Origin of the sequence: Marinobacter sp. (assembly GCF_048269445.1) — a bacterium.
Classification (GTDB): Bacteria; Pseudomonadota; Gammaproteobacteria; order Pseudomonadales; family Oleiphilaceae; genus Marinobacter.
Genome location: NZ_JBLXIQ010000004.1, coordinates 126854 through 153448 on the forward strand (window position 1 = coordinate 126854; position 26595 = coordinate 153448).

A 26595-nucleotide genomic window follows, 5' to 3' on the forward strand; every position below is an offset into this window, starting at 1 on the left:
TATGGACCACCTGCTTCAGATTTCCGATCTTTCTATCCGGTTCGATCACGGCCCTGTGGCCGTTGATTCGCTGTCACTGACCATTCGCGAAGGCGAAACGCTGGCGCTGGTGGGCGAAAGCGGCTCCGGGAAATCCATCTCGGCGCTTTCGATTCTCCGTTTGCTGGATGAGCGGCACGCCAGCTATCCAGGCGGCAAAATCCTGTACCGGGATGAGAACCTGCTTGCGGCCAGTGAGAAACGGCTTCGTCAGATCCGCGGGCGGGAGATCGGAATGATCTTTCAGGAACCAATGACCTCCCTTAACCCGCTGCATACGGTGGAAAGGCAGATTGGTGAGACGCTCGAGCTTCACAAGGGAATGCGCGGCCCGCAGGCCAGGAAACGCTCTCTGGAGCTGCTGGAACTGGTTGGCATTCAGAAGCCGGAGAGCAAACTGGGCGCTTACCCCCATCAATTGTCCGGCGGGCAGAAGCAACGGGTAATGATCGCCATGGCCCTGGCCAATGAGCCGGATTTGCTGATTGCGGACGAACCAACGACCGCGCTCGATGTTACTGTCCAGAAACAGGTTCTCGAATTGCTCCGGGACCTGCAGAAAAAGCTGGGCATGGCGATTTTGCTGATTACCCACGATCTGACCATAGTACGCCGCTACGCGGATCGGGTGGCGGTGATGGAGCATGGCAAACTGGTGGAGGAAGCAGAGGCAAAGAACCTGTTTTCCTCTCCGCAACATGCCTACACGCAAAAGCTGCTGAATGCGGAGCCCCCGCAAGCACCTCTGGCACTGGGACAGAATGCCCAGATATTGCTCGCTGTTGACCAGCTGGACGTTCGTTTTGCTATCCGAAAAAGCCTGTTTGGCAAAGTGAAAGAGTCTTTCCATGCGGTACAGAGCGTCGGATTTGAACTGAACCGCGGTGAAACCCTCGGAATTGTCGGTGAAAGCGGCAGCGGCAAAACCACCATTGGCCACGCCCTGCTCAAGCTCACCGCCAGCACCGGCAGCATCCGCCTCGCTGGAGAAGAGCTGGCATCGCTCAATCAGAAGGAGTTCCGCCCCTGGCGCCGCAGGGTTCAGATCGTGTTCCAGGATCCGTTCGGAAGCCTCAGTCCAAGGATGTCAATTGCCGAAATTGTTCGTGAAGGCCTTGAGATTCATGATCGGCAAAACGCCAGCGAGCATGACCGGAAAGTGATTCAGGCGCTCACAGATGTTGGTCTGGATCCCGAGGCGAGACACCGCTACCCTCATGAATTCTCAGGGGGCCAGCGCCAGCGGATTGCCATTGCCCGGGCTCTGGTGCTGCAACCGGACCTGATAATTCTCGACGAACCGACCTCAGCCCTGGACCGCACCGTCCAGAAGCAGGTGATTGAGCTATTGCGGGATATCCAGGCCCGTTATGGTCTAAGCTATATTTTTATCAGCCACGATCTGGCCGTTGTGCGTGCCCTCAGCCATAAACTGCTGGTGCTGCAACATGGCCGAATTGTGGAATACGGAAACGCGGCTGACATCTTCCATTCACCCCGCGCGGACTATACTCGTGAGCTGCTGAGTGCCGCGTTCTTTTACCAGAACACAACTGTTTCACAGAACTCAACTACGACTATTTGAGCGTTACCCCGGGCAGACCACATGGGGGATAATGCACTAAAATCAGGAACACAGGGAGAACGACCCATGGGAATCCTCAGTGGCAAGAAAGCACTGATCGTTGGCGTAGCCAGCAAACTGTCCATCGCTTACGGCATTGCCGAGGCCTTTGCCCGGGAAGGCGCCGAACTGGCGTTTACCTACCAGAATGAAAAGCTTCAGCCACGGGTTGAAAAATTCGCGGAGCAATGGGGCAGCAAGCTCACCTTCCCCTGCGATGTCGCCAGCGATGAAGAAATTGAAAATGTCTTCAAAGAGCTCGGCAAGCACTGGGACAACATTGACATCATCGTGCACGCCGTCGGCTATGCTCCAGCCAACGAGCTTGATGGCAACTATGTTGATGTAACCACCCGCGAAGGCTTCCGCATGGCCCACGACATCAGCTCCTACAGCTTTGTTGCCCTGGCAAAGGGTGCCCGTAGCATGATGCACGAGGGCAGCTCCCTGATCACCCTGAGCTATTTGGGAGCTGAAAAGGTTCTGCAAAACTACAATGTGATGGGCCTTGCCAAAGCATCTCTTGAAGCGAATGTTCGCTACATGGCTGCCAGTCTGGGCCGCGATGGTATCCGGGTAAACGCCATTTCCGCAGGCCCGATCAAGACGCTGGCCGCCTCCGGCATCAAGAGTTTCCGCAAGATGCTGGCGGAAAATGCGAGGCGCGCACCGCTTCGTCGCAATGTAACCATCGATGAAGTGGGTAACGCCGCCGCGTTTCTGGGTTCGGACATGGCCAGTGGCGTTACCGGCGAGATCATGTACGTTGACGGTGGATTCAACATCACCGGTATGGGCGAACTGGAAGAATAGATTTTCCCTCCCCGCTGAATCAAAAGAGCCGGCTTGATGCCGGCTCTTTTCGTATGACGGATGGTAGCCTCGACTGGCTACTCTCTCCCTCAGCCCCAGCGTCAGCCCTCTGCCATTGCCTTGGCTACCGCCTCCACCCACTCGACGTAAGCGGTTTCGTCAGACTCGATAATCCGCACGCCTACCAGAAAGGCAGACTCGTGTGGCCGGCACCAGACCACTTCGACCATCAACCGGAAGGGCTGATCGTGGTTGCCCAGAAACACCGTCGCCGCCAGCAGCGCGTCCAATGAGACCGGCTCGGCGGAAAACAGGCAAAGCCCGCCGGCCGACATATCGCGAATACCGCAAACTAGCTCCTTGTCAGCGGACGAAGTGTCTTCGGGCGTTCCCGGAGGACCGGATTCGAGCTCCAGACTAACCCGGGCCCTGGCCGTTAACCGGTAATCCGCACGATTATCCTGATCAATATTGGGTTCCTGCTGGGTTCCGAAGCTGTAGTCATTATCTGTCATTGTTGTTATTCCTGCATCGGCGATCAATTTCGGCCTACCCGGATACGGCCAACCACCCTGCTGAGGGTGTCATCAAATTCTGCTGAGGCTCCCAACACCCGGATCCGCCTCTCAACGATACCCGCTACCAGCTCATCTTCAATGAACTCGCGACGATTTAGCCCCAGCCGGTCCACAAACACCAGCTTTCGGGAAGCGTTGATCCGTACTGCCAGCTTTAGCCTTACAGGCTCTTCCGAAGCGTCGTCTGGCTGCGCAACAATCCAGCCACCGAGGTTGATGCCATCGACCTGCTTCTCCGCCAGAAGCGTGTTCTCCATTCGGACTCGTTCCTGCTCGGCTTTCTCATCGGCTACACGCCGTTTTTCCACGATCTGCCGCTGCTGCTCAAGTTCTGCTTCCCTTGCTGCCTCCAGCTCCCTGCGACGCTCCTGGACGGCGTCTTTCTCACGCCGGAGTTCTTCTGCCCGCAACCTGGCTGCTTCGGCGGCCTGCTCCCTCTGCCGGCGTTGCTTGTCACACACACGGGCCAAAAGCTCCACGGTCTCTGCCAGCACCTTCCCAAAAGGCGTGAGTATAGGCAGTGGCCGGATTTGCTGCGCACCCTGGGCTTGCTGAAAATCGCTCCAGGACTGCAGCCCCAATTTTACGCCAGCACCGTTGGTCCAGAGAATCTCAGCCGATTCGGGCAAAAACGCATAGAAATTGCGGCGCTGCTCACCCGAGCCTTGCCCTTCAACAAACCACTGGCCCTCAAAGGCTTCGTATTCGTCTTTCGTGGGTGTTGTGAACCCCAGCCATCTCGGATCCCATTGAAAACTGCCGGCCGCCGGTAGCGCGTCAACCAGGTCCGGCACCTCACCCCGAAGCCGGGACACCATGACTGCCTCAATCCCGGACAGCGCATTCTCCGGAAACGGCTTGTGGTACACCCGGCCCCAGACATCAAGAATGCGGTCACCGATTTGCTCCCCCACGTGATAGAGCCGGTTCCGGTCCTTGTCCGACAGCGACGGATCGCCAACCCAGACCAGCCACTCCAGGAGTTTGCTGGCGTGCCGGAAGGTTTCGCCCTCCAGGCCGGAATCCCAAACCGTCTGTTTCAACAGACCGTGCCAGTAGTCCAGGATAAACCTGACGATGGAGGCGGGCACCCTGCGACCTTGAAGCGCGCGACCAATCAGCGCCCTCGAAATCTGGTCGGCCTTGCGTTGTTTGGCCGCCCCTTGCTCCGTCTCCAGCAGTCGCTGCCTGAGCTTTCCAGCCTGGGCATTCCGTTTCGCGGCATCTTCCTGCCACTGTTGGCAAAAGCCTTCCAGGGGTTCCGCACTGCCAGATTCAAAACTTGCTGATACGGCGATGACGAGGGCATCAAGCTGCTCAAGCAGCACCTTGCCGGAACGACCTCCGGAATCACTCCACCCGCGCCACTCCGGCAGACTGTCTAGCCACGACAGCAGAGTGTCACTGAATGCTCTATTTCCTTCCAGATTCATTCGCCACGCGAAGTAAAACCGGAGCCGCGCAATCCTGCGGGCGAGACCCGGGTGCAGCCCGCTGGTTTTCAGGAAAACATCCATAATGCGATCGGCCACATAGGCAGCATTGATCTGGCGAGCCGACCATTCGAGGTGTACGGACCGGATAACGTGGGTAACTCGCTCATCCCGTTGCTCCGACCAGCAGGACAGAAGCAGCGGGCGCCAGTCGCTCACTGCTTCTGGTGCAAACTTACCCGCCGGGTACGGAAGGTCGGGGACCCGGATGCCGGCCAGGACGTCGTCTATTTTGCCCGAAACCGCTCGCCGGGAAGGCCCATCCTGCGGCATCTGCCTGTTTTGTGACATCCGTTCCCCGTACTTAAGAAGCGTTGAAAAGGCCCTGTAAATGACGCAGTATAACCAACTCGCCGGCGTTTACCGCAACCTTACACCGGTGTTATTCGCGTCAAAATGTAACTCTGCTGGCACAGTCAAACGCACATCAGGGTTGCAGGGATCAGAATCGGGGAAACTGAGAAACATGTCGGGCAACAAACTAGAGAATTTGAATGTGGCGAGCCAGGAAACACTGATCACTCCTGAAGCGCTGAAAAAGGAGATGCCACTCTCTGACAAGGCCGCTGAAACCGTCACCAAAGGTCGTCAGGCCATCTACGACATTATGGACGGCAAAGACCACCGGCTGTTCGTGGTCGTTGGCCCCTGCTCCATTCATGACGTTGAAGCCGCCCGGGATTACGCCACTCGACTGAAAAAGCTGGCCGACGAAGTCAGCGACACCCTGCTGATCGTAATGCGTGTCTATTTTGAAAAGCCACGCACCACGGTCGGCTGGAAAGGCCTGATCAATGACCCGCACCTGAACGACACCTTTGATATTGAGCAGGGCCTGCACATCGGTCGTCGTCTGCTGCTGGACATCAACGAGCTTGGCTTGCCGGCGGCCACCGAAGCACTCGATCCGATTTCCCCCCAGTATCTGCAGGACACTATCGCCTGGTCCGCTATCGGCGCACGTACCACAGAATCCCAGACCCACCGGGAAATGAGCAGTGGTCTGTCCATGGCGATCGGCTTCAAAAACGGCACCGACGGCAGCCTTGATGTCGCAGTCAACGCCATGAAGTCGGTCTCTCACCCCCACAGTTTCCTGGGCATTGACCAGCAGGGCCAGGTGGCAATCATCCGTACCAAGGGTAATAACTATGGCCACGTTGTTCTGCGTGGCGGTGGTGGCAAGCCCAACTATGATTCAGTGAGTGTGGCGTTGTGCGAGCAGGCTCTGGACAAGGCCGGCCTGCGCAAGTCTGTCATGATTGATTGCAGCCACGCTAATTCCAGCAAGGACCCGGCTATCCAGCCCCTGGTTATGCAGGATGTGACCCATCAAATACTTGAGGGTAACTCCTCAATTCAAAGCCTGATGGTTGAGAGCAACATCAATTGGGGCAACCAGCCTCTCCCCGAGAATCTCGCCGACCTGAAATACGGGGTCTCCGTAACCGATGCCTGTATTGATTGGCCAACCACCGAGAAAGCCATTCGGGATATGCGCGAAAAGCTGAAGGACGTTCTGCCGAAGCGCACCACCGGCTAAGCACTATCCGTATCAAAGCGGGCAGTATCAAAACGGGGAGCTTCAGCTCCCCGTCAGTCCACCCACCCAGTCCAGCCGGTCCCTCAGGGCCACAACATGGCCGATAATCACCAGCGTCGGTGCCTGAACCGCTTCCGCCTCCACCCTGTCAACAATGTTGCAGAGATTACCAGTCACCACACGTTGCTCTCTCGTGGTCCCCTTTGACACCAGCGCCACAGGCATGTCTGCAGACATACCATGGTTGATCAGTTGCCGGCAGATGACAGGCAGGCCCACCAGTCCCATGTAGAACACCAGAGTCTGGTTGTTCTGGACGAAGTCCTTCCAGGGCAGATCGCAAGTATCGTTCTTGAGATGGCCGGTAATGAATCGGACAGACTGGGCGTGGTCCCGATGGGTCAGTGGTATGCCGGCATAGGCGGCGCAACCGGAGGCGGCGGTAATACCCGGTACTACCTGAAAGCGCACCCCGGCATCAGCCAGGGTTTCAATCTCTTCCCCACCACGCCCGAAAATGAACGGATCACCGCCCTTCAGGCGAACGACCTTGCGGCCCTGTCTGGCCAGATCCACCAGGCGCTGGTTAATCTGATCCTGAGGCAAGGTATGGTTGGCCCGCTGCTTTCCGACGTGAATCATCTCTGCTGATTCAGGGATCAAAGCCAGTATTTCCGGTGAGACCAGGCGGTCATAGAGCACTACTTCCGCCGAGGTAATCAGCCGCCAGGCCTTGAGAGTCAGCAGTTCAGGGTCGCCCGGCCCGGCCCCGACAAGGGCCACCTCGCCTTCGGATGTGTTCGGATTCGAGGTAACCGGATTAACCCTGTACCGGACGGGTGCAGGGCGTGCACCAACGCCCTTCCCTGGTGCGCTTTCTGGTTGATCATTCATTGGATTCGGTCAATGCCTCCCATGTAAGGCTTCAGCACGTCCGGAACCTGAATGCTGCCGTCTGCCTGCTGGTAGTTCTCCATAACCCCAATCAGGGCACGGCCAACAGCAAGGCCCGACCCGTTCAGGGTATGAACAGGTTCTGGCTTCCCGGTTTCCGGGTTACGCCAGCGTGCATGCATGCGCCGTGCCTGAAAATCGCGGGTGTTGGAACAGGACGAGATCTCACGGAACTTGCCCTGTCCTGGCAGCCAGACTTCCAGATCGTAGGTCTTGGCCGCGGAAAAGCCCATATCGCCCCCACACAGCGAGACAACGCGATAGGGCAACTCCAGCAGCTGAAGCACCTTTTCGGCATGGCCGGTCAGCGTTTCCAGGGCGGCTTCGGAGTCTTCGGGGCGCACCACCTGGACGAGCTCTACCTTATCGAACTGGTGCTGGCGGATCATGCCACGGGTGTCACGGCCATAGGAGCCGGCTTCGCTGCGGAAACACGGGGTATGGCAGACCATCTTCAGGGGCAGCTCTTTGGCGTCCAGAATGCTGTCAGACACCAGGTTTGTGGCCGGCACTTCGGCGGTCGGGATCAGGTAAAGTGGTTTTTCCCCCTCGGTTTTGAAGAGGTCTTCCTCGAATTTTGGCAGTTGGCCGGTGCCATAGAGCGTATCCGCATTCACCAGATAGGGAACGTAGGTCTCCAGGTACCCATGCTCGCCGGTGTGCAGATCCAGCATGAACTGGGCCAGAGCACGATGAAGCCGGGCCACCGGGCCACGCATTACTGCAAACCGGGAGTGGGCAAGACGGGTTGCGGTTTCAAAGTCCAGGCCATTCAGGCTCTCACCCAGGGCGACATGGTCTTTCGGCTCGAAATCGAACTGCTTGGGGGTGCCCCAGGTACGAACCTCAACGTTGTCTTCTTCGCTCTCGCCAGCGGGAACGTCTTCATCCGGAAGATTGGGGATGCCCGCCAGGAAGGCGCTCAGCTCTTCCTGAAGTGCGCGCAGCTCATCCTCCGCCTCGGATTTCTGCGTCTTCAGATTCTCCACTTCGTCCAGCAACGGCTGTATGTTCTCACCGGCAGCCTTGGCCTTGCCGATCGATTTGGACCGCTTATTCTGCTCGCTCTGCAAGGTTTCCGTGCGTACCTGCAAGGCACGTCGGCGCTCCTCAAGCTGCTCGAAGGAGGCGATATCGAATTCGAAATTCTTGATGGCCAGCCGACGGGCGATCTCTTCTGTCTGGGTACGGACACGTTTGGGATCGAGCATGATTATCCTGAATCTTCCGGTTAGCGATGTAATGATTGACTGGCCATTATACCTGCACAGGCGCTGGTGGCTAGCGCAGTAAAAGGCTCAGCGGTAGCGTTTACGGGGGCTTTCGGCGTTGCGGGAATCGAGCCGCTGGCGCTTTTCGGCCAACTTGATTTCCAGCCCGCGACTGACGGGTTCATAATACCGGCGCTGATGGATGGCTTCGGGAAGGTAGGACTCCCCGGCTGCAAACCCCTCGGGCTCGTCGTGGGCATACCGGTAGGAATCGCCGTGGCCCATGCTTTTCAGAAGCTTGGTGGGTGCGTTGCGAAGGTGAACCGGGACCTCGTAGTCCGGGTCCCGCCTTATGTCTGCCATACACTGGTTAAAGGCCTTGTAAACAGCATTACTCTTGGGCGCCATTGCCAGATAGATGACGGCCTGGGCAAGCGCGAGTTCACCCTCCGGAGAACCGAGCCTCTCCTGGGCATCCCAGGCCTCCATGCTTAATTGCAAGGCGCGCGGGTCGGCATTACCAATGTCTTCACTGGCGATCCGAACCAGTCGCCGGGCAACGTACAGTGGGTCACAGCCACCATCCAGCATCCGGCAAAGCCAGTACAGCGACCCGTCCGGGTCCGAGCCGCGGACTGACTTATGCAGCGCGGAAATCTGATCGTAAAAGACATCACCGCCTTTATCGAACCGGCGCAGACTGGTCTGCATCACTTGCTCAAGCTGATCGGCCGTTATCCGGTCATTGCCTGCCTCATCCGGTTCCGCCAGGTCGGCGGCCACTTCCAGGATATTCAGGGCGCGACGGGCATCGCCTCCGGAGGCCGAAGCCATAAGGGCTAACACATCGTCTTCTACCTTCAGGCGACCGCCAAAACCCTCCTCGGCTACAAGGGCTCGACGCAACAGCCGGAGAATGTCTTCGTCCTCAAGATTCTTGAGTACATAGACCCGAGTGCGGGACAGCAGCGCGCTGTTGAGCTCGAAGGAAGGGTTTTCGGTGGTGGCGCCCACAAAAATGAAGGTGCCATCTTCGATGTGAGGCAGGAACGCATCCTGCTGGCTCTTGTTGAACCGGTGAACCTCGTCCACAAACAGCAGAGTGTCCCGGCCCTGGGACTGTTTTCGATTGTGGGCCCGCTCGACGACAGCGCGAATCTCCTTCACGCCGCTCAGGACGGCGGACACCGTCTCAAAGCTAAGATCGCTGACATTGGCCAGCAACTGGGCAAAGGTGGTTTTACCAACCCCGGGGGGCCCCCAGAGGATCATTGAGTGGAGCTGACCCTGCTCTACCGCGCGACGAAGCGGTTTTCCGGGGCCGACCAGGTGGGTCTGCCCGACATAGTCGTCCAGGGTCGCCGGCCGCATTCTTGCCGCAAGAGGCCGGAAACCTGCAGCTTCGGCGAACAGGCTGTCCTGCATCAGGCCCCGTCCCGAATGATATCAACGCCCTCCGGATAATCGAGGGTAAAGGCGCTGGCTTCGACCGGCTCATTCAACCGGATCCGGTCAAAACTCAGAACACTGAGCTGGGACAGCGAATCCTGCATCCTCATTTCCTGCAGTTCACCCTTGAAAAAAGTCAGCCTCAGCGAAACGAACAGCGAATCCGCGTTCCGGGGTTCAAGGGTAAACTCACGGGTGTCGTCGCCGATTCGGCGGCCGGACACCCGGTAGGTCTCTTCCAGGTTATCCACTTCACCGCTGAGCAGTAACGCCGGTGTGGATTGGACCCGGTCGTCCAGGTTATGAATCGTCACCTGCTCAAGATCCGGATCGTAAACCTCGACGGTTTCGCCGTTGCTCACAATGAACTGGGACAGTGGCGCACTGGTTTCCCAGTAAAACAGGCCTGGACGTTTGGCTTTCAGGGAGCCACGGGTTTCCTGCACCTGGTTGCCATTTCCGTTGACCACGATCTGGATAAAATCGGCCTGGTAGGATTCGTAGCTTTCCAACAGGGAGGCCAGTTCATCGGCCCCGGAGCCAGATTTTGGTTCCTCTGCCATGACAACACTGGTGAAAAAACCAATAAACGCCAGCGCTAGCAGGCGGTTCAGAAATGACTTTTGCATTGTGACTTACTCCTAATCTCTCGGTGGGGGCGGAGCCAGAACTTCGCGCGCGCCATTGTGGCCCGCAGCGCTCACCACGCCCGATGCTTCCATGGCATCAACCAGGTTTGCGGCCCGGTTGTACCCGATCTTGAATTTTCTCTGTACGGACGAAATCGAGACTCGACGACCTTCGGTGACAAAGGCAACGGCCTCGTCAAACAGGGCATCGCCCTCACTGTCGCCGCCTTCGGACAGGTTCGGCACACCCGGCAGGCTCTCACCCTCGGCCCCGTTCAGAACATCGTCCACGTAAACAGGTTCGCCCCGAGCTTTCCAGGCGCTGACCACTCGATGAACCTCATCATCATCCACAAACGCCCCATGCACGCGAACCGGCAGCCCCGAACCGGGTGGTAGATACAGCATGTCACCATGGCCCAACAGCTGTTCAGCGCCGCCCTGATCCAGCACGGTCCGGGAATCGATCTTGGACGATACCTGGAATGACATCCGGGTTGGAATATTGGCCTTGATCAGACCGGTGATCACGTCAACGGATGGTCGCTGTGTCGCCAGAATAAGATGGATGCCGGCCGCCCTCGCCTTCTGCGCAATTCGGGCGATCAACTCCTCGACCTTTTTGCCAACGATCATCATCATGTCGGCAAATTCGTCGATCACCACCACAATAAATGGCAGCGTTTCGAGCTCCGGTCGCTCCTGCTCATCATTGGCAAGGTATTCGTCCGCTTTCCAGAACGGATCCAGAAGCGGCTCACCGGCCGCGGCCGCGTCCTTTACCTTGCGATTATAGCCGGCTAGGTTACGAACCCCGAGCGTGGCCATCAGTTTGTACCGTCGCTCCATTTCAGCAACGCACCAGCGCAGAGCATTGGCCGCTTCCTTCATATCGGTGACCACAGGCGCCAAGAGGTGGGGAATGCCATCGTAAATGCTCAGCTCTAGCATCTTCGGGTCAACCATGATGAAGCGGACTTCCTCGGGGCCCGCCTTGAGCAGCATGCTCAGCAGCATGGCGTTAACGCCAACGGATTTACCGGAACCGGTGGTACCGGCTACCAGCAGGTGCGGCATCTTTGCAAGATTCGCAACCATAGGATTGCCACCGATGTCGTTACCCAAGGCCAGGGTCAGCGGTGAGCTGGACTCCTGAAATACCCGCGCGCTCAGCACTTCACTGAGACGCACCATTTCACGTTCTTCATTGGGAATCTCGATACCAACCACCGACTTGCCGGGAATTACCTCAACCACCCGAACACTCAGTACCGCCAGTGACCGGGCCAGATCCTTGGCAAGGTTAGAGATCTTACTGACCTTCACACCGGCGGCGGGCTTGATTTCAAAACGAGTGATGACGGGGCCGGGATTAACCTCGACCACTTCCACGGACACCCCGAAGTCCGCCAGTTTTTCTTCCAGTAATCGGGACATATGCTCGAGAGATTCTTGCGAATAGCCCCTCTCTTTATGTTCCTCGGGGGGATCAAGCAGGGAAATTGGCGGGATCGGGCTTTCGATATCCTCCAGCAACGAGGGCTGTTTGTTACCCTTGTCTTTTGCCTGGGGCGGCTGTTCGTCTTTCTTGAAGGGTGAAATCTTCAGGGAGCGGCCCGCCGGCTGTGGCGCCGTTGCTTTTTGCGACTTTTCAGGTTTGCTCACACTGGCAGGTGACTCATCCCGGGAACTGAAGCTCTCCAGTCGAGCTGGTTCCGGATCAACGTTTGCATACAATCCATCCAGACCCGGTTCAACACGATCCTCGGAGGACTTTGCAGCTGATTTGGGTTTCTTGGGCTTTTTCGGACCAAAGCCCGGGATACGTTGCCACCAACGAACCCCCTTTGCCGTGTTTTCTGTCCCTGGCACGCGATCCTTGATTACCGGCGGTTCGGGTTTCGAAGCTGGCCTGGCAGCAGGCGCTTCCCGGGACTCGGGCTTAGCCGGTTTGCTGCCACCGCTGAACAGGCCTCTGATCGCCAATCCGGTTTTCAGGGTCAGGCTACCCACCTGATCCATCAACCGGAACCAGGACAATCCCGTGGTAACCGTCAGGGCAAAGAGGAAAATTGCGATTAAAAGCAGCGTGGTTGCCGGAAGGTTGAAGAAGCGCACCATGGCATCCGACACCGCCGTCCCTAGCACTCCGCCGGACGATACGCCAAGGCCGAACACCGAGTAGAGTGACAAAAGGCTGGCTGCCGAGAGCAGAATCAGCAGAAACCCGCCGAAGCGCATCAGAAACAGCGGCCAGTGCATATCCAGGAAATCATTGCGGCGGCGGATAAGCATCAGGGCGTAGCCTGCGATCATCAGAGGGAACAGGTAAGCCACGTGGCCAAAGAAATCCATGAACAGGCTTGCCAGCCAGGCACCCGTGCGGCCGGCATAGTTCTGGACACTGGTGTCGTGGCCGATGCTGGCCCAGCCCGGGTCGGAAGGACTGAAGGTCACCAGTGCCATGGACAGGTAAATACAGAGAGAAATTAACGCAATCACAGCGCCTTCACGGGCGCCCTGTGCAACCAGTCGGCGAAAGCGCAGCTGTTTCTCTGTCAGTTCCTGTGGTGCTTTCTTCGCTCTTGCAGATTCAGCCATGAATGCTCAGACGTTGTCGGTGCTTGCGTTCTGAAGCACCTGAAAGCCCCTTGCAAGGTCGGTTTTCAGGTCTTCAACTGCTTCAATCCCAACGGAAATACGAATCAGGTTTTCCGTGATCCCGGCACGCTCCTTGTCCTCCGGCGACAGTCGCCCGTGAGTTGTGGTTGCCGGGTGAGTAATGGTGGTTTTCACGTCACCGAGGTTTGCAGTAATGGAAATCATCCGGGTGGCGTCGATGAATCGCCACGCCTCTTCACGGTCGCCTTTGAGCCGGAAAGACAACACACCCCCGAATCCCCTCTGCTGTTTCTTCGCGAGTTCATACTGGGGGTGGCTCTCAAGCCCGGCATAGAATACACGTTCCACCGCCTGCTGTTGCTCCAGCCACACGGCCAACTCTAACGCATTGTCACAGTGGGCGCGCATACGAATTGGTAAGGTTTCCAGGCCCTTCTGAAAAACCCAGGCATTGAATGGGCTCATGGTCGGGCCCGCTGACCGCAGGAAACCATAAACTTCTTCCATCATCTTTTCAGAACCCACCACGACGCCACCGACGCAGCGACCCTGACCGTCCAGATATTTGGTGGCGGAGTGGATCACGATATCCGCGCCTTGCTCCAACGGCCGCTGAAGGACCGGTGTGCAGAAACAGTTATCCACCACGAACAGGGCATCACTGTCGCGAGCCAACTGGGCCAGCTCTGCCATATCCGCCACTTCACAGAGCGGATTGGACGGCGTTTCAATGAACAGCATACGGGTTTCCGGTCGGACCGATGCCCTCCATTCTTCCATGTCCGTCAGGCTGACAAAGGAGGTGGTCACTCCAAATCTTGCCATGTATTTCTGGAACAGCACATTGGTGGTGCCGAATACGCCCCGCGAGCACACAACATGATCGCCGCTCTGCAGCAGCGCCATACACGTGCTCAAGATTGCCGCCATGCCGGAGGCAGTCGCTACCGCACGCTCACCACCCTCCATGGCCGCAATCCGGGCTTCAAAGGCCTGCACTGTCGGATTGGTGAAACGGGAGTAGATGTTACCCGGCTCGTCTCCACCAAAACGCGCGGCCGCCTGGGCGGCGCTGCCGTAAACAAAGCTGGACGTGGGGAAAATGGCGTCGCTGTGTTCAAGCTGGCCGGTGCGAATCTGACCAGCCCTCACCGCCAGGGTGTCGATGGACATACCATCAAGATCCGATTCCGGAATCCAGACAGTTTCTTCACGGCGTAAGGTCATCAACGTCTCCTGCCAGATACGGCTGCTTCAGTCTTCGTCGTTGTACAAGTCAATAATACCGTTATCACTGGATGTGGCCCCGGTACTCTCAAAACGTTTGTCGTCATTGCGCATTTCTTCCAGCCGGTTCAGGTAGGCCGCGTCGACATCTCCGGTCACATAATTTCCGGTGAAGACCGAGCATTCCCAGCCTTCAATATCATCGTTCACGTCGCTGACGCAGGTTATCAGATCATCCAGGTCCTGATAGAGCAGCCAGTCAGCACCAATCAGCTCCCGGATCTCTTCAACGGTACATTCGTGAGCAATCAGCTCGCTGGCAGAGGGCATGTCGATCCCGTAAACGTTCGGGTAGCGAACGGGGGGTGCTGCTGAGGCAAAATAAACCTTCCGGGCACCGGCATCCCGGGCCATCTGGACAATTTCCTTACAGGTAGTACCGCGCACGATCGAATCGTCCACCAGCATCACATTTTTACCGCGGAACTCCAGACCAATGGGGTTCAGCTTCTGGCGAACGGACTTCTTGCGCATCTTCTGGCCAGGCATGATGAATGTCCTGCCGATGTAGCGATTCTTGATGAAGCCTTCCCGGAATTTAACGCCCAAACGATGAGCCATCTGCAGGGCAGAGGTCCGACTGGTGTCGGGAATAGGCATCACGACATCGATATCATGGTCCGGACACTCTCGCAGAACTTTCTCAGCCAAAGTCTCGCCCATCCGCAGGCGCGCCTTATAGACCGACACTTTATCGATGATGGAGTCCGGGCGGGCAAAATACACGTGCTCGAAAATACACGGAAAGAGATGCGGATCCTCCGCGCATTGATGGGTGTACAGGGTGCCATCAGTTTCGATATAGACCGCCTCGCCGGGAGCGATATCACGAACCAGATCATAACCCGCGGCACTCAACGCCACACTTTCCGAAGCGATCATGTATTCCTTCCGGCCATCCTCAGCAGTTCGCTCGCCATAGCAGACCGGTCGAATTCCGTTGGGGTCCCGGAAACCAACAATACCGTAACCGGTAATCATCGCAATCACGGCATAGGCACCGCGGCAGCGCTTATGGACGGCGCTCACCGCTGAAAAAATCTCGTCTTTGGTAGGATCGAGCTTGCCCAGCTTCTGCAGTTCATGCGCGAACACATTCAACAGCACTTCCGAATCGGAATTGGTGTTGATGTGGCGAAGATCGGTCCGGAACAGATCATTGCTGAGGTCGTCGGCATTGGTCAGGTTGCCGTTATGGGCCAGAGTGATCCCGTAAGGGCTGTTAACGTAGAACGGCTGGGCTTCAGCAGAACTGGCACTGCCAGCGGTTGGGTATCGCACATGCCCGATACCCACGTTACCGACCAGGCGGCGCATATGACGGGTGTGGAATACGTCCCGTACCAACCCGTTATCCTTGCGCAGATAAAAACGCTCATCCTGAAAAGTAACAATGCCCGCCGCGTCCTGGCCCCGGTGCTGAAGTACAGTCAGCGCATCATAGAGCGACTGATTGACGTTGGATGTACTGACGATGCCGACAATGCCACACATGGATAAGGTTTTCTCCGAGTGTTAAAACTGAATGTTAGCGGGACGCGGACGCTGGTTCCACGCCTTCCTGCAGTGTACCGGGATCCGGTTCTGACGCACCCTCGGGCGCAGGCCCCAGAAAACGCGCAAATTCATCGCCCAAAGTCCGACGGGACCAGTCCTCAACGACCGCCAGGCGATCAATGATGATCGACGTTCGCCACCAGGTATCCTGGGCCAGTGGTGTATACCGGGTGAAAGCGATGGCAACAATCACGACCACAACACCCCGTAAAAGCCCGAACCCCATGCCCAGTACCCGATCCGTGGCTGAAAGCCCGGTGGCCCTGATCAGGTGACCAATCATGTTGTTAATGATAGCTCCGACAATGAGCGTTCCAAAGAAGAGTATAGCGAAGGCAGCAATGAGCCTGACCAGAGGCGTTTCCACCGTGCTCTCCAGCAGGCTTTGCATTTGTGGATGGAAGGTTCTGGCAAGGATGAACGCGCCAATCCAGGTCACCAGAGACAGTGCTTCTTTTACAAAACCCCGCTTCAGACTGATGAGCGTGGAAACTGTAATCAGGGCGATAATGACCCAGTCAATCCAGATCAGCGCTTCCATGAAAAACCCGGTGGAGAAAAGGAAGCGCGAATTCTATCAGGAAACCCCGATTCGCCAAACCGCCTTGCCCACATAAAACCGATTGCGCGCGGCTATTTTTCGCCGGAGGTGACCAGGCTGTTAACGCCAAACGCGTCATCCAGGGCTCGCTTGGCTGCTTCGGCTTCGGACTTGGTGGCAAACGGGCCGCTAAAAACCCGGGTAAGCGTGGCATCACCCCGGACGACAGCCTGAAGGTGAGAGCCATAGCCCTTTTCCCGAACCTTATCCCGTAACCGGCGGGCATTGTCTTCGTTGCCGAAACTTCCCAGCTGAACCACCCAGGAGCCCTCAAGAGAACGCTGGTACTCGACCGCCTCGGGCTCAGCGGGTTCCGCAGCCGGCTCCGGATCGTCTCCCGTAATTTCAGAGGATTGCTGAGTATTGTCCGCCGCAGACTGGCCAGCACCAGCAGGTTCCCTGACTTCAGAAAACGGCTCAGCCCCGGAGCCTTCTTCAAGAATCCGATACGCGGGTGAGTCCTTGTTCTCCCCTGCCCCGGATTCTGGCACCTCAGGTGCATTTTCCCGGAGTTCATAGGAAGGCGCCGGAGCCACTTCGGTTTCTGGCGTCTCAACTTCCGGGAAAGGGGGTTCTTCCGGAATTTGGATGGTTGTGGAACTGCGTTCCGAGTGAGGCTCGTCAAAAAGCATGGGAACAAAGATAACCGCCAGGGAAACGAGTACCAACGCCCCGATTATTCTCTGTTTCAATCCATCCACGTTACCAGGCTCCCATCTGTTTTGACTGCGCTGTTTTGACTGCGCCGTGAGAGACGCCTACCCGCAGATACTAACCGCCCAGCAGCCGGAACTCAAAGGCGGACCCATTGCTATGGACAAAGTTTAAGGCGACCAGGTCAGCCCATGGACTCATTTTTGCGAAGCAGAAAGTCCCGGGCCTGTGCGACGGTATAGAACGAACCGAATACCACCACCAGATCATCCGCTGACGCACTCGACAACGCTTTACCCAACGCCTGCAGGACGGTTTCGGAGATACTCACAGATGTCAGCCCAGTAGTTGCCACCCGGTTTTTAAGGGCCTCACCGGATAGCCCCCTGGGCACATCAAGTCCTGCCAGGTACCAGTGATCCACCGCTCTTGCCATCGCTCTGCCAACGCCTTCAACATCCTTGTCGGCCAGCGCTGCATAAACGGCGTGAACCTCTTTACCCGGCGATTTCAACCGCTCCAACTGGCCGGCCAGCCAGCCAGCAGCATGGGGATTGTGGCCCACATCAACAAAGATATCCGGCCCCTTCCCAAGCCGCTCGAATCGTCCGGGGACACTCACGGTGGATAGCGCCCTTTCGATCGTTGGAATATCCAGATCCGGCTCAAGATTTCGAATGGCCACCACTGCCGCCGCGACGCTCTTGACCGGCAATGGACCAGCGGGCAAGCGAATTTGCTGCCCCGCATATTCCAGAGTCTGGCCGGAATTCGGGCCCTTGTCGTCGATCTGCGGTGACAGATGATAATCCCGATCCATCAGTGCAAGCTTGACTTTCTGCGCGGCAACCTGCTGCAGCACAGAACGGGGTGGATCATGGTCGGCATAAACAGCGGGAATACCCGGCCTGAGTACGCCGGCCTTTTCAAAGCCGATCACCTCCCGGTTATCTCCGAGAAAGGCAACGTGATCAATGTCCACCGATGTCAGTATGGCCAAATCGGCATCCAGGACATTAACCGCATCCAGTCGCCCACCCAGACCGACCTCCAGAATCCAGTGATCCACACCTGCATTGGCGAAAGCCACGAATGCCGCCAGAGTCCCAAATTCGAAATAGGTCAAAGAGACCTTTCCCCGGGCTGCCTCGACCGCCTCAAATGCCTTAACCAACTCCTCATCCGCGATATCTATACGGTCCAGGCGAACACGCTCGTTGTAGGCCTGAAGGTGAGGTGATGTGTAGGCTCCGGTGCGGCGCCCCGCAGCCTGCAACAGTGCCTCAACAACCGCAACCGCACTGCCCTTGCCGTTGGTACCGGCGACAGTGATGATACGTGCCTCCGGTTTGCGCCGAAAAAGCCGTCGAAGCACAATCAGGACCCGATCAAGTCCCAGGTCAATTTCGGTGGGGTGTATCGCCTCGAGGTAGGTGAGCCACTGGTCGACGGTGGCGCCAGCCCCCGGCGAAGCCGGAGGCTGGACAGAGCCATTACTCGGTGGGGGCATCGGCTTCCGGCTTTTCTGACACTTCAAACTCGATAGGCTCTTCCGTGCCTGGACGCTCCTGACCGGTGAACTTGGCGAGAACGTGGGCAATCCGCTCCCGCATCTGGTGACGGTGGAGGATCATGTCGATTGCGCCATGCTCCAGCAGGAACTCACTGCGCTGGAATCCTTCAGGCAGCTTTTCACGAACCGTTTGCTCAATGACCCGCGGCCCTGCAAAGCCAATCAGTGCGTTGGGTTCGGCGATGTTCAGATCGCCCAGCATCGCCAGACTGGCGGAAACGCCGCCGAAGACAGGGTCCGTCATGACCGAAATATAAGGAATTCCTTCCTGCTTCATACGCTCCAGAACCGCCGCGGTCTTGGACATCTGCATCAATGACAGAATCGCTTCCTGCATTCGTGCGCCGCCACTGGCGGAGAAGCAGACGAGAGGGATGCGGTGCTCCAGGGCAACGTTCGCCGCCTGGACGAATTTCTCGCCCACCACCTGACCCATGGAGCCACCCAGGAAACCGAACTCAAAGGAGCAGGCAACGAGCGGAACACCCAGGGTGGTCCCCCTCATCGCAATCAGAGCATCCTTCTCTCCCGTCGCTTTCTGGGCCTGGGACAGACGGTCCTTGTATCGCTTGGTATCCTTGAACTTCATGCGATCCCATGGCTCAAGTTCTGCCGAAATCTCTTCCCGGCCGTCTTCGTCAAGGAATACATCCAGGCGCCGACGGGCGGCAACCCTCATGTGGTGATTACATTTGGGGCAAACATCGAGGTTCTTCTCAAGCTCCGGCTTGTAGAGAAATGCGCCGCATTTCGGGCATTTCTTCCATAGCCCCTCCGGCACACCGGTTCTCTGCTTGGATTCCGAGCGAATCTTGCTCGGCATGATCTTGTCCAGCCAGTTACTCATGATTTCATCCTGTCCTTTGATGCCTGTCTGCCCTCACCCCTTTAAATCAGGAGGCCAGGCTGTCCAGTGCTTCACGCATCGGGTGGAGCAGATCCGTCAACGCTCGTTTGAGCTGGCCGGTATCTGCCTGATTTCTGGCTATTGTATCGACCAGGACACTGCCAACAATTACACCATCGGATACCCGACCCACCGCAGCAGCCGTTTCCGCATCCCGGATACCGAAGCCGACGCCCACGGGAAGCGCTGTCAGTTCGTGAATGTGGTTCACTTTTGCGGCAACCTCGTCCACGTTAATTGTGGCAGAGCCTGTCACACCCTTGATTGAAACATAGTACACATAACCGGAAGAGTGCTCACTGATTGCCCGAATTCGGTCATCGGTGGTGGTTGGTGCCAGCAAGAAGATAGCGTCCAGGTTGCGCTCGGTAAACAAAGGAGCCACCTCGTCGGCCTCTTCCGGCGGCAAATCGACCGTCAGGATGCCATCCACACCGGCATCCTTGGCCGCATCAGCGAACTTTTCATAGCCCATGGCCTCCATGGGGTTCAGGTACCCCATCAAAACCACCGGGGTACTGTCGTCGGTCTTGCGGAACGCCTTGACCATGCCGATAACCTGCCGGAGGGAGGTTCCGTGCTCCAGTGCCCGCTCGCAGGCCAGCTGAATAACGGGGCCGTCTGCCATCGGGTCTGAGAATGGTACCCCCAGTTCAATAATGTCAGCGCCAGCCGCCACCAGGGTATGCATCAGATCTACCGTGACATCGGGATGCGGGTCACCGGCGGTAATGTAGGGAATAAGTGCCTTGCGACCTTGTCCTTTGAGGGTTTTGAAAACCCCTTCGATTCGGCTCATGCCTGCTCCTGTTGATTTTTCAGATCTCGATGCCTTCAAGCTTGGCTACGGTGTTGATGTCCTTGTCGCCGCGACCGGAGACATTGATGACCACGGTCTGGTCTTTGTCCATGGTTGCTGCCAGTTTGATGGCGTAGGCCACCGCGTGGGCGGTTTCCAAAGCGGGCATGATGCCTTCAACACGGGTCAGTTTCCGGAAACCTTCCATGGCTTCATCGTCAGTGACCGATACGTAATGGGCCCGGCCAATATCTTTCAGCCAGCTATGCTCCGGCCCCACTCCAGGGTAATCCAGGCCGGCACTGACGGAATGGGTAGCTGCAATCTGGCCGTTCTCGTCTTCCATCAGGTAAGTTCGGTTACCATGCAGCACGCCCGGACGACCAGCGCAGAGAGGCGCTGCGTGCTTTCCGGTGTCAATGCCCAGGCCACCGGCTTCAACGCCATACAGCTCCACGGATTCATCCGCGAGGAACGGATAGAACATGCCTATCGCATTTGAACCACCGCCAACACAGGCCACCAGCGCGTCTGGCAATTTACCGGTTTTCTCAAGACACTGACGACGGGTTTCCCGACCGATTACCGACTGGAAATCCCGAACCAGCATCGGATAGGGGTGCGGTCCGGCTACCGTGCCGATGATGTAAAAGGTCTCATCAACGTGCGCGACCCAATCCCGCATGGCATCGTTCATGGCATCCTTCAGCGTTTTAGAGCCACTCTGGACGGCATGGACCTGGGCGCCCAGCAGTTTCATCCGGAAGACGTTCAGAGACTGACGCTGCACATCCTCGGCACCCATAAATACATGACATTCCAGGCCCAGGCGGGCGCAAACCGTTGCAGTTGCAACACCGTGCTGGCCGGCACCGGTCTCTGCAATAATTCGTTTTTTGCCCAGGAAACTGGCGAGTAGCGCCTGGCCAATAGTGTTGTTCACCTTGTGGGCGCCGGTGTGGCAAAGATCTTCACGCTTGAGCCAGATCTGCGCGCCGCCAGTCTCCCGGGTCAGCCGCTCGGCAAAGTAAAGAGGCGTGGGCCGGCCAACGTAATCCGCCAGTTCCTTATCGAACCGCGCCTGAAACTCAGGATCTTTCTTAAGGCGGTTATATTCTTTCTCGAGCGTCATCAGGGAATCCATCAGAGTCTCGGAAACAAACCGCCCACCGAAGGCCCCGAAGTGACCCCGTGCGTCCGGCAGTGCGCTCAGCATTTCTTCAGTCAGTTTTACAGACACGGTGAACCTCTTTGATAAAATGAGAAATTTTCTGGGTATCCTTGATGCCTTTGCTCTGTTCGACACCGCCGCTGACATCCACCGCCCAGGGTTTTACCTGGTTTACCGCGGCAAATACGTTAGCAGATGACAACCCGCCGGCCAATATCAGCGGCAGTGGCCGGTCCTCCGGTATCAGACCCCAGTTGAAGGCCTTGCCGGTACCGCCGTATTTTTCCGGATCCCAGGCATCCACCAGCAAACCGGCGGAATCCCGGAACTCCTCGAAAGCGCACTCAATCTGACCGGGCTCCCGAACCCGGATAGCTTTGATCCACCGGCGCCCGAATCCCAAGCAGAAAGCAGCAGTTTCATCGCCATGAAACTGCAGAAGGTCCAGCGGCACCTTGTCGAGCACCGCCTCGACTTCCTGCCTGGAGGGATTCACAAACAGGCCGACAACGGACACGAACGCGGGGACACGACGAACCAGAGCCGCAGCTTGATCCGCATTGACTGCCCGGGGGCTTGGCCCATAAAAGACAAACCCCAAAGCGTCTGCGCCGCACTCCACCGCCGCATCAACGTCCTCAGGACGAGTCAGGCCGCATATCTTTACGCGTGCGCTCATTGGCTCAGAACCCGTTGTTTTGGATGGATGTGTGTAGGCGTAACAGGGCTGTTTTCCGCCCGACTGAACCAAGGACTCAAAAAGCCGGGCCCACACTCGGCAGCAGGCAACCGAAATTCCTCGGGATAACCCACATCAACCAGATACAGACCATGGGGAGGCGCGGTAACACCGGCGACAGTCCGGTCTTTGGCAGCCAGTATCTCATGGATCCACTCGACTGACTGCTTCCCTGAACCCACCGCCATCAACGCCCCGGCAATATTCCGCACCATGTGATGCAAAAAAGCGTTGGCCTGCACATCTATTACGACAAAATTGCGTTTCCGGGTTACCGAGATCCTCTCCAGGAAACGGACCGGCGTTCGGGACTGGCAACCGGCAGCACGGAATGACGAAAAATCGTGCTCACCAGCGAGGGCCTGTGCCGCCTCATGCATTCGCCCGGTATCGAGAGGACGGAACGTCCAGCTCACCTGCCCCCGCTGAATACCGGGGCGGACCGGGTGGTTGTAGATGATGTAGCGATAGCGGCGATACGTGGCTGAAAAACGGGCGTGGAAATCGCCCTCGCCATTCCCGGCCCAGTGCACGGCAATATCATCAGGCAAGGCGGTATTGATGCCCATTACCCAGGACCGGAGATTCCGAACAGAAGGGGTATCGAAATGAGCAACCTGGTAACTGGCGTGGACACCCGCATCTGTGCGCCCGGCACAAACCAGATCCACCGGGTGATCGGCCACTTTTGCGACCGCGTTAGTCAGTTCCGCTTCGACCGACCGAACGCCGGATTTCTGGAGCTGCCAGCCGTGGAACCGGCGACCATCGTACTCAAACGCAAGTGCGACGCGCCCTGCACCGATGGCGTTATCCGTGGTGAGTTGCTGGGTTTCGAGAAACAAGGGCGAATCCGGAAGATATGTTTCTGTAAAAACAAAGCGCCGGCTTGATGCCAGGAATCAACCCGGCGGCCGGCGCTCGCTGCCTGTCAGATCTGATTATAACGAATCAGGACAGATTTTTAAGGAGATCTTGAGCCTCCACTTTCTGATCTTCGTCGCCTTCCAGGGCAACCTCTTCAAGGATGTCCCTGGCGCCATCAGCGTCACCCATCTCGATATAGGCCCGCGCAAGGTCTAGCTTGGTGGCAGCCTCATCGGTGCCGGCGAGGAAATCAAAGTCGTCGTCATCCCCAAGATCACTTTCGTCAATATCAGCAACAATGGAGGAACGGGAGGACTCTTCGGCAACCTCGTCGGATGCAACCGGCAAGTCCAGATCTACATCCGATGCCTGATCGACATCCGCCTCGAGTTCCTGGTCTTCAAGGCCGTCTGCAACACCCTGCCGCTCAAGCTCCTCGCCCCCCTCAACTGTCTCTTCAGGACCGGCTTCTTCCGCATCCCCGAGACCATCGCCTTCTGCGAGGGTATCCTCAAGGCCCAGCTCCTCATCCAGGGAAGCAACTTCTTCCTCATCTCGATTTGCCGAATCCGCGGAATCAGAGAACTCTTCCATCAGCGCCAGGTCTTCATCCGACACATCCAGCTCAAGGTCATCCAGGGAGGATTCTTCCATCTCGCTGCCGCCCAGCTCGTCCTCTTCACCGGCAACCTTGTCGAGCTCGGCATCAAGCTCATCAAGGAAGGACTCGTCCAGAGAACCAAGATCTGTTTCTGAATCTTCTTCAGGCCGGTCGACTTCATCATCGACCCCGCCTGACTCGCTCGCTGGCGCCTCAGCTTCCACATCACTTTCGTCGAGCTCCAGACTCAGGTCTTCTTCAATTTCATCCGGCCTGGTTTCAGTGTCGGAGGATTCATCAAGATCCATCTCGAACTCTGATGACATATCCCACTCACCGGATTTCTCAGCCTCAGGAGTTCCTTCCGACCCAGCCTTTCCTTCTCCGGATTCAACCTCAATGCCCGACAGGTCAAATTCGATCAGATCGTCCTTGCTTTCGGCTTTCGGATCTTCAGATTCTGATGCTTCCGGTTTTTCAAACTCATTCAGGTCAAAGTCTTCAAGATCTGAATCGAAGTCACCGAACTCGTTTTCCGCAGGCTCTTCCTGCTCCGAGTCGAACTGATCCGCCAAGAGCTCTTCTGATGCCGGCTTGTCTTCATCATGCCCGGAGTTTCCATACGCCTCTTTTTCGGAATCGTAAGAGGCGGCGAAAGAGTCTGAGCGCAGCTGTGATTCAAGGTCATCAATGCTGGGCATGGACTCCGCTTCTTCGAGTCTCGCCCGCAACTCATTTGCTGTTATCAGAGCTTCTTCATCATCCAGTGACTCGATCTCACCAAACTGCTTTTCAAAGGACTCACGATCCTGCGTGTCGGCATAGACACCCAACAACTTCAGGCGGAGGTCAGCGCGGCTCGGCTCGCGAGAAATTGCCGTTTCAAGCGTCTGCGCTGCCTGATCGTGACGGCCATAGGCAATGTAGGTATCTGCTTCCTCAAGGGCATCACTAGTCGCTGCCCCCTGATCGTCCTCATCCAGGCTCAGGTCAAATGAATCGGCACCCTCCTCCGGTTCGCTGTTCAGCTGTTCGTAGAATGCCTTTTCACGGTTCGCATTGCGGCGGGCAAGAAGTAGCAGCAGCAACAGGAGAACGATCAGGCCACCCCCAAGAGCAATTTGGTACATCGGGTTGTTGGTGATCGCATCAATAACATTACCCGGGAAGCCCTTATCTGCAGCAGGGGCCTGGGGCGCAGACTTTGGTGCCGGCTCTGCTGCCTGCGAAGGCTCAGAGGCCGCCGGAACTGGCTCGGCTACGTCTCTACTCGCTTCCTCAGAAGTGGCGTCAGGAACGGCCATCCCGGATTCATCTGTGCCCGTGACCGCAGTGTCCCCCGAACCTTCACCGGCCTCCGCGATGGTCTGCTCACCGGATGGTAAGGCAGACCCTGCAGCCATTTCTTCCGGCGTCTTTTCGGTCGCAGCCATTTCAGCGGTTTCCGAAACGGGCCCGGCCTGCTCTCCAGGCACGGTGGATTCACCCTCTCCTGTCACAACTTCATCCGCACCGGCGGTTTCTTCCTGGGGTGTTGCGCCCTCAGTCGCCGCAGCTTCGGCTTCCTCGGTCTCACCTGAAGTAGCCTGCTCCGGAGCGTCAGCCCCGCTTGCCTGCTGCATCTCAGCAAGCTGGGTATTTTTCAATTCAAGCAGACGCTGGAGTGTCTGAACCTGGTCCTGAAGATCTTCTACCCGACTGTTCAGTTCTGTATTTTCCCGCCTTGCGCTTTCCAGTTCTTCCATCGCAACGGCAGTACCGGCGTCAGCTCCGCCAGGCAGCTGCCCATCGCCACCGGCCGAGCCGCCCTCGGAGGTGTCTCGACCGGCTTCCCCGGAGACAACAAGTTTCAGCTCGTCACCACCCGCAGCCGACTCCTGGGCCACAGGCTGCTGTTGCTGCTGGGCGGCAGTTGCATCAACAGTACGCTGGGGAGACTGAAATTCCTGGTTCTGCTGGCCGACGATACGGGTTGCCTGAGCGCGCGTCCGGCTCTGAATCTGGTCAATTGAAGGTATGCGGAGCACTTCGCCGCGCTTCAGGCGGTTGATGTTGTCGCTGATGAAGGCATCGGGATTCAGGTCCTGTATTGCAAGCATGACCTGCTGCATGGAGACGCTGTCATCAGGCCGTACGCGGGAGGCAATAGTCCACAAGGTATCGGATGGCCCGGTTGGCCCGAAGGTATTCGCCTGATATCCCGCACCCAGCGACTGCTCTGCCTGCGATTGGCGACGCAAAGACTCCTGGCTGCGGGTTGCTGCTGGCTGCCGGGATGTTTCGGTGGAAGCCGCCGCTGGAACGTTAAGCTGCTCCTGCACGCCCGATTCCTCTGCATACACGGGCGGGTCAACGAGGACTGCGTATTCACGCATCAATCGACCGCTCGGCCACGTCATTTCCAACAGGAAATTGAGGTACGGCTCTCTCAAAGGCTCACGCGAGGACACGTTGACGGCGAGGCTGCCGTCGTTTCGGGTTACCACCTGGAACCTGAGCTTGCTGAGAAACTGGTTGCGATCCAGCCCCACCCGCTCGTACGCCTGTTCCGAAGCAATGTTGACGAATACGTCCCCTGGATTAATGCCACGGCTCTGGGGCAGAACGATCTCTGCATCCAGTGGCTCATTCAGATAGGACTGAAGTTCAATTTCACCCAGCCCAAGGGCCTGTGCGACGCCGGATCCAAGCCCTCCCGCCAGAGCCAGGGCAACCGCAAGCTTGCGTACCTTCATGCTTTTTCCTTTCCAGTCTCCGTTATTCGTTACTGCTCTTTTTCAAACAGAATGGGACGAGGTTGGATGACTTCCGTCTGGATAGTTCTAGTTATTATGTGTTCTTTTTAATATTCAGCCCGGCAAGTATTGTTGATAAAACCTCTTTT

21 protein-coding genes are annotated in these 26595 nt (G+C 57.3%); 3 read left to right on the forward strand and 18 right to left on the reverse strand.

Going from position 1 to position 26595, the window contains the following annotated elements; translation table 11 throughout:
• Nucleotide 1: 1 nt before the first annotated feature.
• Together ACN0XM_RS09660 and ACN0XM_RS09665 are read left to right on the forward strand one after the other, a co-directional pair.
• Nucleotides 2-1624 carry an ABC transporter ATP-binding protein gene (locus tag ACN0XM_RS09660; protein WP_417566729.1) on the forward strand — a complete coding sequence of 541 codons (1623 nt, stop codon included), beginning with the start codon at nucleotides 2-4 and terminating at the stop codon, nucleotides 1622-1624.
• A gap of 66 nt (nucleotides 1625-1690) precedes the next feature.
• Nucleotides 1691-2476 (forward strand): enoyl-ACP reductase FabI, encoded by a 786-nt coding sequence (locus tag ACN0XM_RS09665; RefSeq protein WP_417566730.1) that lies wholly within the window; start codon nucleotides 1691-1693, stop codon nucleotides 2474-2476.
• 101 nt (nucleotides 2477-2577) lie between these two features.
• Here the strand turns inward: ACN0XM_RS09665 and ACN0XM_RS09670 are convergent, their stop codons facing one another.
• Complete coding sequence (locus ACN0XM_RS09670) at nucleotides 2578-2991, reverse strand: PilZ domain-containing protein (protein WP_417566731.1); 414 nt, start codon at nucleotides 2989-2991, stop codon at nucleotides 2578-2580.
• Nucleotides 2992-3014: 23 nt separating this feature from the next.
• A complete protein-coding gene (locus tag ACN0XM_RS09675) occupies nucleotides 3015-4838 on the reverse strand; it encodes a DUF1631 family protein (RefSeq protein WP_417566732.1) in 1824 nt (607 codons plus the stop codon).
• 175 nt (nucleotides 4839-5013) lie between these two features.
• Here ACN0XM_RS09675 and ACN0XM_RS09680 point away from each other — a divergent pair, with 175 nt between their 5' ends.
• Entirely contained in the window at nucleotides 5014-6090 is a 1077-nt protein-coding gene (locus ACN0XM_RS09680) for a 3-deoxy-7-phosphoheptulonate synthase (RefSeq protein WP_417566733.1), read from the forward strand.
• A 42-nt stretch (nucleotides 6091-6132) separates the two neighbouring features.
• On the opposite strand, the gene cobA is transcribed toward ACN0XM_RS09680, so the two are convergent.
• From cobA to ACN0XM_RS09760, 16 genes are all read right to left on the reverse strand, one after another.
• Nucleotides 6133-6984, reverse strand: a complete 852-nt coding sequence (gene cobA, locus ACN0XM_RS09685; protein WP_417566734.1) for a uroporphyrinogen-III C-methyltransferase — start codon at nucleotides 6982-6984, stop codon at nucleotides 6133-6135.
• Nucleotides 6981-8255 carry a serine--tRNA ligase gene (gene serS, locus ACN0XM_RS09690; RefSeq protein WP_417566735.1) on the reverse strand — a complete coding sequence of 425 codons (1275 nt, stop codon included), beginning with the start codon at nucleotides 8253-8255 and terminating at the stop codon, nucleotides 6981-6983. The genes cobA and serS overlap by 4 nt, the downstream gene beginning before the upstream one ends.
• A gap of 87 nt (nucleotides 8256-8342) precedes the next feature.
• Entirely contained in the window at nucleotides 8343-9680 is a 1338-nt protein-coding gene (locus ACN0XM_RS09695) for a replication-associated recombination protein A (protein ID WP_417566736.1), read from the reverse strand.
• Entirely contained in the window at nucleotides 9680-10267 is a 588-nt protein-coding gene (gene lolA / locus ACN0XM_RS09700) for an outer membrane lipoprotein chaperone LolA (protein ID WP_417567078.1), read from the reverse strand. Before lolA ends, ACN0XM_RS09695 begins: the two co-directional genes overlap by 1 nt.
• 78 nt (nucleotides 10268-10345) lie before the next feature.
• The gene (locus ACN0XM_RS09705) at nucleotides 10346-12934 is read right to left on the reverse strand and encodes a DNA translocase FtsK (protein WP_417566737.1); all 2589 of its coding nucleotides are present in this window, start codon (nucleotides 12932-12934) and stop codon (nucleotides 10346-10348) included.
• A gap of 6 nt (nucleotides 12935-12940) precedes the next feature.
• Entirely contained in the window at nucleotides 12941-14182 is a 1242-nt protein-coding gene (locus tag ACN0XM_RS09710; protein ID WP_417566738.1) for an O-succinylhomoserine sulfhydrylase, read from the reverse strand.
• A 27-nt stretch (nucleotides 14183-14209) separates the two neighbouring features.
• Entirely contained in the window at nucleotides 14210-15736 is a 1527-nt protein-coding gene (gene purF / locus ACN0XM_RS09715) for an amidophosphoribosyltransferase (protein WP_417566739.1), read from the reverse strand.
• A gap of 34 nt (nucleotides 15737-15770) precedes the next feature.
• On the reverse strand, nucleotides 15771-16340 hold the full coding sequence (locus tag ACN0XM_RS09720; RefSeq protein WP_417566740.1) for a CvpA family protein: 570 nt from the start codon (nucleotides 16338-16340) through the stop codon (nucleotides 15771-15773).
• 92 nt (nucleotides 16341-16432) lie between these two features.
• Nucleotides 16433-17101, reverse strand: a complete 669-nt coding sequence (locus ACN0XM_RS09725) for an SPOR domain-containing protein (RefSeq protein WP_417566741.1) — start codon at nucleotides 17099-17101, stop codon at nucleotides 16433-16435.
• 137 nt (nucleotides 17102-17238) lie between these two features.
• Nucleotides 17239-18564 carry a bifunctional tetrahydrofolate synthase/dihydrofolate synthase gene (gene folC, locus ACN0XM_RS09730; RefSeq protein ID WP_417566742.1) on the reverse strand — a complete coding sequence of 442 codons (1326 nt, stop codon included), beginning with the start codon at nucleotides 18562-18564 and terminating at the stop codon, nucleotides 17239-17241.
• Nucleotides 18548-19474, reverse strand: coding sequence for an acetyl-CoA carboxylase, carboxyltransferase subunit beta (accD, locus tag ACN0XM_RS09735; RefSeq protein WP_417566743.1), 927 nt, complete (start codon nucleotides 19472-19474; stop codon nucleotides 18548-18550). Before accD ends, folC begins: the two co-directional genes overlap by 17 nt.
• A 46-nt stretch (nucleotides 19475-19520) precedes the next feature.
• Entirely contained in the window at nucleotides 19521-20333 is an 813-nt protein-coding gene (gene trpA, locus ACN0XM_RS09740) for a tryptophan synthase subunit alpha (RefSeq protein WP_417566744.1), read from the reverse strand.
• 19 nt (nucleotides 20334-20352) lie between these two features.
• The gene (gene trpB, locus ACN0XM_RS09745; RefSeq protein ID WP_417567079.1) at nucleotides 20353-21561 is read right to left on the reverse strand and encodes a tryptophan synthase subunit beta; all 1209 of its coding nucleotides are present in this window, start codon (nucleotides 21559-21561) and stop codon (nucleotides 20353-20355) included.
• Nucleotides 21554-22183, reverse strand: coding sequence for a phosphoribosylanthranilate isomerase (locus ACN0XM_RS09750; protein WP_417566745.1), 630 nt, complete (start codon nucleotides 22181-22183; stop codon nucleotides 21554-21556). The genes trpB and ACN0XM_RS09750 overlap by 8 nt, the downstream gene beginning before the upstream one ends.
• Nucleotides 22180-23088: a tRNA pseudouridine(38-40) synthase TruA gene (gene truA / locus ACN0XM_RS09755; RefSeq protein ID WP_417566746.1), complete on the reverse strand. Its 909-nt coding sequence runs from the start codon at nucleotides 23086-23088 to the stop codon at nucleotides 22180-22182. The genes ACN0XM_RS09750 and truA overlap by 4 nt, the downstream gene beginning before the upstream one ends.
• Before the next feature lie 106 nt (nucleotides 23089-23194).
• A complete protein-coding gene (locus ACN0XM_RS09760) occupies nucleotides 23195-26446 on the reverse strand; it encodes a FimV/HubP family polar landmark protein (RefSeq protein WP_417566747.1) in 3252 nt (1083 codons plus the stop codon).
• Nucleotides 26447-26595: the final 149 nt, after the last annotated feature.